Source organism: Arthrobacter sp. 2YAF22_2, assembly GCF_052114645.1.
Classification (GTDB): Bacteria; Actinomycetota; Actinomycetes; order Actinomycetales; family Micrococcaceae; genus Arthrobacter.
In genome coordinates, this window is record NZ_JBFRFD010000150.1 from 1 (window position 1) to 7,196 (window position 7,196).

At 67.5% G+C, this 7,196-nt stretch carries 7 protein-coding genes; 3 read left to right on the top strand and 4 right to left on the bottom strand.

Annotated features, from left to right (window positions below; all coding sequences use genetic code 11):
• Window positions 1-263: 263 nt before the first annotated feature.
• The 4 genes from AB4Y86_RS08225 to AB4Y86_RS08240 all read right to left on the bottom strand — a co-directional run bounded on the left by AB4Y86_RS08225 (window position 264) and on the right by AB4Y86_RS08240 (window position 4,539).
• A complete protein-coding gene (locus tag AB4Y86_RS08225) occupies window positions 264-2,591 on the bottom strand; it encodes a glycoside hydrolase family 65 protein (protein WP_441401767.1) in 2,328 nt (775 codons plus the stop codon).
• Window positions 2,592-2,680: 89 nt separating this feature from the next.
• A complete protein-coding gene (locus AB4Y86_RS08230) occupies window positions 2,681-3,412 on the bottom strand; it encodes an HAD family hydrolase (RefSeq protein WP_441401768.1) in 732 nt (243 codons plus the stop codon).
• 102 nt (window positions 3,413-3,514) lie between these two features.
• Window positions 3,515-3,754: a hypothetical protein gene (locus AB4Y86_RS08235; RefSeq protein WP_441401769.1), complete on the bottom strand. Its 240-nt coding sequence runs from the start codon at window positions 3,752-3,754 to the stop codon at window positions 3,515-3,517.
• Window positions 3,755-3,921: 167 nt separating this feature from the next.
• Window positions 3,922-4,539 carry an alpha/beta hydrolase gene (locus AB4Y86_RS08240; protein WP_441401770.1) on the bottom strand — a complete coding sequence of 206 codons (618 nt, stop codon included), beginning with the start codon at window positions 4,537-4,539 and terminating at the stop codon, window positions 3,922-3,924.
• 227 nt (window positions 4,540-4,766) lie between these two features.
• Between AB4Y86_RS08240 and AB4Y86_RS08245 the strand changes: the two genes are divergently transcribed.
• The 3 genes from AB4Y86_RS08245 to AB4Y86_RS08255 form a co-directional block, all read left to right on the top strand.
• Window positions 4,767-5,030, top strand: coding sequence for a DUF6458 family protein (locus tag AB4Y86_RS08245; RefSeq protein WP_441401771.1), 264 nt, complete (start codon window positions 4,767-4,769; stop codon window positions 5,028-5,030).
• 628 nt (window positions 5,031-5,658) lie between these two features.
• Window positions 5,659-6,486 carry a DeoR/GlpR family DNA-binding transcription regulator gene (locus tag AB4Y86_RS08250; protein WP_441401772.1) on the top strand — a complete coding sequence of 276 codons (828 nt, stop codon included), beginning with the start codon at window positions 5,659-5,661 and terminating at the stop codon, window positions 6,484-6,486.
• On the top strand, window positions 6,483-7,196 hold a 714-nt coding region (locus AB4Y86_RS08255), incomplete at its 3' end, for a 1-phosphofructokinase family hexose kinase (RefSeq protein WP_441401773.1). The genes AB4Y86_RS08250 and AB4Y86_RS08255, both read left to right, overlap by 4 nt.

Sequence of the window (7,196 nt, forward strand, 5' to 3'; positions counted from 1 at the left end):
CGGTGACTGTGGTGGCGTCCTCGACCGGACGCAACCGGTCGCCGTGACGGGCGACGCCGCGCGATTCCATCTCGGCCGCCCATTCCCCGATGTTATCTTCGGCGGCCACATATTCCGGCGCTGCGGGATCGTTGCAGATGAAAAGCATGTATTCCACGATGACTCCTTCTTGGGGTTGCTACACCTGTACGACGGTCGGGATGTCGCCAAAAGGACATATGGGGGGAAATTTGATTCCGGGACGAGCCGGACCGCCGCTCAGTTCACTGGCGGATCACCGGGATCGACGACGTCGGCGGGCCGCTGGGGAACACCGTGGGCGGCGGGCTGGCGATCTCGTGCAGCGGCACGTTCACCGGTTCGCTGCCGACCGTAAACCGTTCACCGCGCACATCGACCTCCGCCGGGGCAGCGCCGCTGAGGGTCAGGCGGAGCGCCGCGTGGTCCAGTTCTACGTGCAGCAGCCCGCCCCGGAGCATCAGGTGAAAGTCCAGGGAACCCCAGTCGGCGGGCAGCCGCGGATCGAAATAAGGAACTTCGCCTTGGTCCCGGAGCCCTGCGAATCCGCTGACCAGGGCGCTCCAGACCCCGCCGGCGGAGGCGATGTGCACGCCGTCGATCGTGTTGCCGTGCGTGTCGTCCAGGTCGATGTACAGGGCGTGGATGAAGTGCTCCAGCGCGGCGTTGCTGTGGCCCACTTCCGCGGCCATGATGCCCTGCACACAGGCGGACAGGGTGGAGTCACCGGTCGTGATCGGGTCGTAGAAGTCGAAGGCACGGCGTTTCTCCTCGGCGCTGAAGTCCTGCCAGAGCAGGAACATCGCCAGGACCGTGTCAGCCTGTTTGAGGACCTGGTGCCGGTAGATCACGAGCGGGTGGAAGTTCAGCAACAGCGGGTATTTGGACCGCGGCGTGTCCCAGTCCCACGGCTCGAGGGTCATGAAGTCGTTGTCCTGCGAGTAGACCTGGAGGTCCTCGTCGTAGGGCAGCTGCATCCGGTTCGCGGCCTGCCCCCACAGCTCCCGCTCGGCGTCGTCGATCGCCGGATGGTCCAGCGCCGCCGCGGCCCGCAGATTAAAGCGGGCCATGACGTTGGTGTACAGGTTGTCATTGACGACGGCGGTGTACTCGTCCGGGCCGGTGACGCCATGGATGTGGAACAGCCCGTCCTTGCCGAAGAAGCCCAGCGAGGCCCACATCCGCGCCGTCTCGATCAGCAACTCGGCGCCCAGGGTCTCCTTGAACTCCGTGTCCCCGGTAGCCCAGTTGTAGCGGTTCGTGGCGAAGGCGACCGCTGCGGCGATGTGGAACTGCGCGGTGCCGGCGGCGTAGTAGGCGCTGGCCTCCAGGCCGTTGATGGTGCGCCAGGGGAACAGGGCGCCGTCCACGCTGAGCTCCTTGGCGCGGACCCTGGCTTCGGGAAGCAGTGCATGGCGGAATTCAAGGACCTGGCGGGCGTTCCCGGGACTGGTGTACGTCAGGTATGGCAGCAGGTACACCTCCTGGTCCCAGAAGTAGTGTCCGTCGTAACCGGAGCCGGACACGCCCTTGGCCGGGATCCCGGCGACGTCGGCGCAGGCAGTGGCCTGCGCCAGCTGGAAAAGGTTCCAGCGGACGGCCTGCTGCAGTTCGGCCTGGCCGCCCACCACGATGTCGCTGGTGGTCCAGTAGGCGCGGTAGTGTGCGTGGCTCTGGGCGAAGATCGCGGCCACCGGCAGCAGGGCGGCCTCGGCGGTGTCGGCGAGGTCTTCGTCCGCGGACCARCCCACCGCGTAGCTGACGCTTTTCTCCAGCACGAACGGTGCGTCCGCACTGATGGCGAGGACGTAGCGGACGCTGCTGTCGTCCTGGTCGATCAGGGTGTCGAACGGCTGGACGCCGGCGGAGGTCCAGTGGTCCACCGCCATGCCGAGCCGCTGCTTGGACTCGGCGGCCTCCCACGACAGCCGGAGCGAGCCGTCCCCGCCGTCGAGCCGCACCGGGAGCAGCACGCGTCCGGCATGCCGGCCGGCGCGGCGCGGGTCATGGGCGGAGTGGTCCCCCGCCGGCTGGTCCTGCCGGTTAACCACCGCTGAGGTCACGTCGGCGGAGATATCGCGGTCGGCCGCAAGTTCCAGGGAGATGCCGAGGGCACCGCGGGCCTCGTAGCCCACCGCGCGGCGTTCCGTGGTGGTCACGGTGGCGCCGGAGCGGCACTGCCAGACGATCCGGCATTCGTACACACCGGTGGCGAAGTCCACACTGCGCCGGTAGTCCAAAACCGTGGACTCCGCCAGGGTGAGCAGCTCGCCGTCGACCACCACGACAAAGTTGTTGGCGTCCGGAACGTACAGGATGCGTTGGCCCGTGCGGGCAAAGCCATAGGCGTTTTCGGCGTGCTTGATGTCCCAGATCTCGTGGAAGCCGTTGATGAAGCTGCCCGGAAGCTCGGCGTCGGCGGCCGCCCAGTGCGCGCCCCGGATGCCGAGGTGGCCGTTGCCGAGGCTGAAAAGTGTTTCCAGGGCTCCGGCGTTGCCCGGCAGGTGGACGGTTTCCACGAGCTTCCAGGGATCATTGGGGAACCTGGCGCGGTCCGAAGTGATGAGTGCCATGGTTGGGGTCCTTTGGCAGTGATGGTTGTGCGGACGGGTGGTGCGGTTTGGTGGCCCGGCGGCCGTGTGGCAGACGGCCGGGCGGCCGGCTAGAGCAGTTCGGCCAGATCGTTGACCACGATCGTGGCGCCGGCGTCGAGCAGGGTCGCCCGGCCGGCGCCGCGATCCACGCCGATAACCGAGTGGAAGCTCCCCGCGCTTCCAGCCTGGACACCGGACACTGCATCTTCGACGACGATGCATTCTTCGCTGGGAAGCCCAAGCAGACGTGCCGCGTACTGGTAGGTGGCCGGGCTCGGCTTACCGGGAAGGCCTTCGGCCACGGCGACGATGCCGTCGACCACCACCGGGAAATAGTCCGAGAGTCCGGCGGCCTTGAGCACCGGGACGGCATTCCGGGAGGAGGAGACGACGGCGAGCTTGAGTCCGCGCGTGAGCGCGGCCTCAATGAAGCGGACGGAACCTTCATAGGGCTTGACGCCGCCGGCCGCGACAATGTCGTTGAAAACCTTGTTCTTGCGGTTGCCGAGGCCGTGGACGGTGTCGTGGGCTGGATCGTCATCCGCCGGGCCCTCGGGCAGCACAATGCCGCGCGAGGCCAGGAAGTCGCGGACGCCGTCGAAGCGGGGCTTGCCGTCGATGTGGTCGAAGTAGTCGCTCTCGCGGTAATGCGCCGCCCCGGGCACCCCCTCAAGGAAGCCGTCGAAGAGTTCCTGCCAGGCGCGCTCGTGCACGATGGCGGTGGGGGTCAGTACGCCGTCGAGGTCGAACAGGATGGCGGACGCGCCGGCGAGCGGGGCGCCGCTGGAATTCTCGGTCATGGATCAGATGTCCTTTCAGACGGTGGCGTGGAAATTCTTGGGCGGTCAAGGGCTCCGCGGAACAGCGCCGGGGCGGCGGGCGTTGTTCGGGGGCGGCCGGCATCAGCGTCGGCGGGTCCTCCCGCGCTTCGGCGTCGTGGTTTCGACCGGCTGGCGGGCGGGGAGCAGCGACTGGCGGCCGGGGAGCAGCGCAAACTCCGTGCGGTGGGGTCTGTCGCTCGCCTGGACGGCAGCGAACAGGCCCTGATCGCCACGCTGCGCAATCACGGTAAGGCCGGGGAACGGGTGGACTGCCGGGAAGGCGGGAGCGTCCGGGAGGGTCGTGCGGGGAGCCTTAGCCATGCGACACGGGCCTGGACCTTTCTTCCCCCTGCAGTAGTGGGCCGATCAAATTGGCCAAAATAAAGTGTAAGCGCTTACAAATTCGGTGCGCAAGGGGCCGCGCTGCTTCCTGGCTAGGTCCGGGGGCTTGGGCTCGGCCTCGGGGCGAGGCCGGCGTCGGATGCCATTCAGCGCAGCACATAGTGGCGCAAGAAAGCGCCCACGTCGACCAGTTCCGCCGCAGAGATCGAATGGCCCATGCCGGGGTAGCTGCGCGCTGTCAGTTGCGTGTTCCGGTGCAGCCATTCCGCGGTGTGCGCGGTGGCGGCGTCGTTGATCACGACATCCTGCTTATCGCGTCCCCAGAAGAACGGGGGCCGCACGTCGAACGACTCGCTCATCGCCAGCAGTTCGTTATCCAGCACGAATCCGGACAGCCCGACCACCGCGCGAAACCCTTCCGGCCGCAGCCGCAGCAGTGTGCTCGCCATCGCCATGCCCTGGGAGTAGCCGAACAGGCTGACGCTGCTGTGCCGTGCCTTGGCCGCCTCGATCCAGTTGAACACCGCATTCGTGGCGGAGACGACGTCCGCAAAATCGTGGGTGAGAAAGTAGTCCAGCAGGAACCAGCCGTAGTGGTCGCCGATCACCTTGGGCCCGCGAAGCGAGGCGCAGGTGAACTCGGGCGGCAGGGCGCCGAACAGTTGCGCCATGCGAGTCTCGTCCGTGCCGTAGCCGTGCAGCATCACCAGCAGCGGCGTGCCGGTCCGCTCGGTCTCCGGCTTCGACCAGACGACGGTCTCCATGGGGCTAGCCTAGCCATCGCTCGGCGGGGGCGCCCGGCCGCCGGCCGCCGCCCGCGCCCAAAAACCCTCCGGAAGCTGGGCGGTGCGGCCGAACTAGGTCACAACGGAGTGAATTTACGGCGGGCCTGCGCCGAAATCGTTGAAACGACATGTACCGGGCTGTAGCGTGACGGTGGACAGCATGCTTAGCAATACCTATCGGTCCCCCGGACATCAAGGAGCAAGTCATGAGAATCGGTTCCTCCATTTTCCTTATCGCCCTCGGCGCCATCCTTGCCTGGGCCATCACGCCCGGGCTGATCCCGAATGTCGACCAGACCATGATTGGCTACATCCTCATGGTCGTCGGCGTAATTGGACTGATCGCGTCCCTGATCCTGGCCTCCCCCGGCCGCAGCCGCACCCGCCGCGTCAGCGAAACCCGCTCCGTTATCGACCCCAACACCGGCGAAACCATCACCCGCAATGAAAGCCGCGACGCCGGGATCTGATCCCGAGGCGCAGCACGCGCCAGCCAGCCGACCCGGCGCCGGGCCGGACCGTAAAGGTCGGGCCCGGCGTCAGCCGTTTAACCCGGCGCGCTCCAAGCACTTGCGGACGTGGCGGGCGCCAAGCAACGAGCGGGCACGTCCCACCCCTGGCCCGAAAATTGGGCATGTCCAGTCCTGGGCCCGGCGGATGGACATACGCCCAAAATGCCCACCCTTCAGCCCGAAGACTGGGCATGTCCCACCCAGGGACTCTCCCCCACTGGACATGCCCCGAGTCCAGGCGGAGCACCGGACGTGTCTCCAGCGCCCGATCAGCACCGGACATGTCTCCAGCGCCCGATCAGCACCGGACATGTCTCCCGCGCCCGATCAGCACTGCGCATGCCCCCAAGCCCGCGGCACCAGGAACGGGCATGTCCCCCGCGCCACGGAAAATCTTTCTGCGTTCTTGTTGCTTTTCATTGACAAAGCCACACGAACAAAGATAAAGTCAATCAATTCCACTTCGATGTGATCGGCGTCACCGACGCCTCGCAGCACCGGAGCCGGGATTGCAGCACCCGACTCAGCAGCATCACAGCACCAATCGCAGTAGCACCACTGAACCAACCGTCGCAATGGAGGGCACGTGTTCGCCGAGGAACGCCAGCAACTGATCGTTGAGCTCGTCGCCGCCAGCGGCCGTGCCAGTGTCACGGACCTCGCCGAGCGTTTCAGCATCACCACCGAAACCGTCCGCCGCGATCTGGCCGCCCTTGAGATCGCCGGCACTGTCCGCCGGGTCCATGGGGGCGCCGTGTCGCCGGAACGCTTCAGCACGACGGAAGAAAGCATCCTCGAGCGCACGGTGCAGCGGCAATCCGAGAAGACCCGGATCGCCGAAGCGGCCCTCGCGCTCATCCCGCAAGGCCGGTCCGGAAGCGTCCTGATCGACGCCGGTTCCACCACTGAGGCCCTCGCGGAAATGCTCGCCGCCCGGACGGCGGGCACAGGAGCAGCCGGCACCGGAGCCGCGGGCGCCGGTGTCCCGGGCGAGGTCGAACTCGTCGTCATCACCCACGCGCTGCCCATCGCGGCGAAGCTGTCCGGTGAGTCGGGCATCTCCCTGCACCTGCTCGGCGGCAAGGTCCGCGGCCTGACCCAGGCCGCCGTCGGGCAGTCCACGGTGGAAGCCGCCCGTCGGATCCGGCCCGACATCGCGTTCATCGGCACCAACGGTATTTCCGCGGCCTTCGGGCTGAGCACTCCCGATCCTGAAGAAGCGGCCGTCAAGGCAGCCTTCGTCCATTCAGCGCGCCGCATTGTGGTGCTGGCTGATGCCTCCAAGCTGGACACGGAAACGCTGGTCCAGTTCGCCTCCCTGAAAGATCTGGACACCGTGATCACAGACACGAATCCCAGCCCGGCCCTCGCCGCGGCCCTCGCGGACGCTGGAGTGGAGGTGGTGGTCGTATGATCGTCACCCTCACCGCCAATCCCAGCCTGGACCGCACCGTGGCACTGCCCGGCCCGCTGCTCCGAGGGGAGGTCCAGCGCGCTGTTTCCGTCCGGCAGGAGTCCGGCGGCAAGGGCGTCAACGTCTCCCGCGCCCTCGTGGCCTCCGGGCTGAAGACCCTGGCGGTCCTGCCGGGCGGCGAAGCCGATCCCGTCCTCGCGGGGCTGCGGGACACCGACGTGCCGTTYGCGGCGCTSCCCATCGGCSAGGCGCTGCGCAGCAACGTGGCGCTGACGGAGCCCGGCGGCGTCACCACCAAGATCAACGAGCCCGGCCCGGTCCTGAGCGCCGAGCAGCAGGAAGCCCTGATCGAGCTGCTGCTGGAATCCGCCCGCGGCGCCAGCTGGGTGGTCCTGGCCGGCTCGCTCCCACCGGGGGTCCCGACCGACTTCTACGCCACCGTCACCCGGCGGCTGCGCTCCTTGCACGACGACGGCACCGAGACACCCCTCATCGCCGTCGACTCCTCCGGTGAACCGCTCGCCGCCGCGATCTCCGGGGACGCCCTCGGGAAACCGGATCTACTCAAACCCAATGCCGAGGAACTGGCGGAACTGGCTGCCGCAGCCGGATTCGCCACGAACAAATCCGCCGAGGAACTCGAAGCCGATCCGGCGGCTGCCGCGGCAGCCGCCGCCGCCGTCGTGCGTTCCGGAGTGGGTGCCGTACTC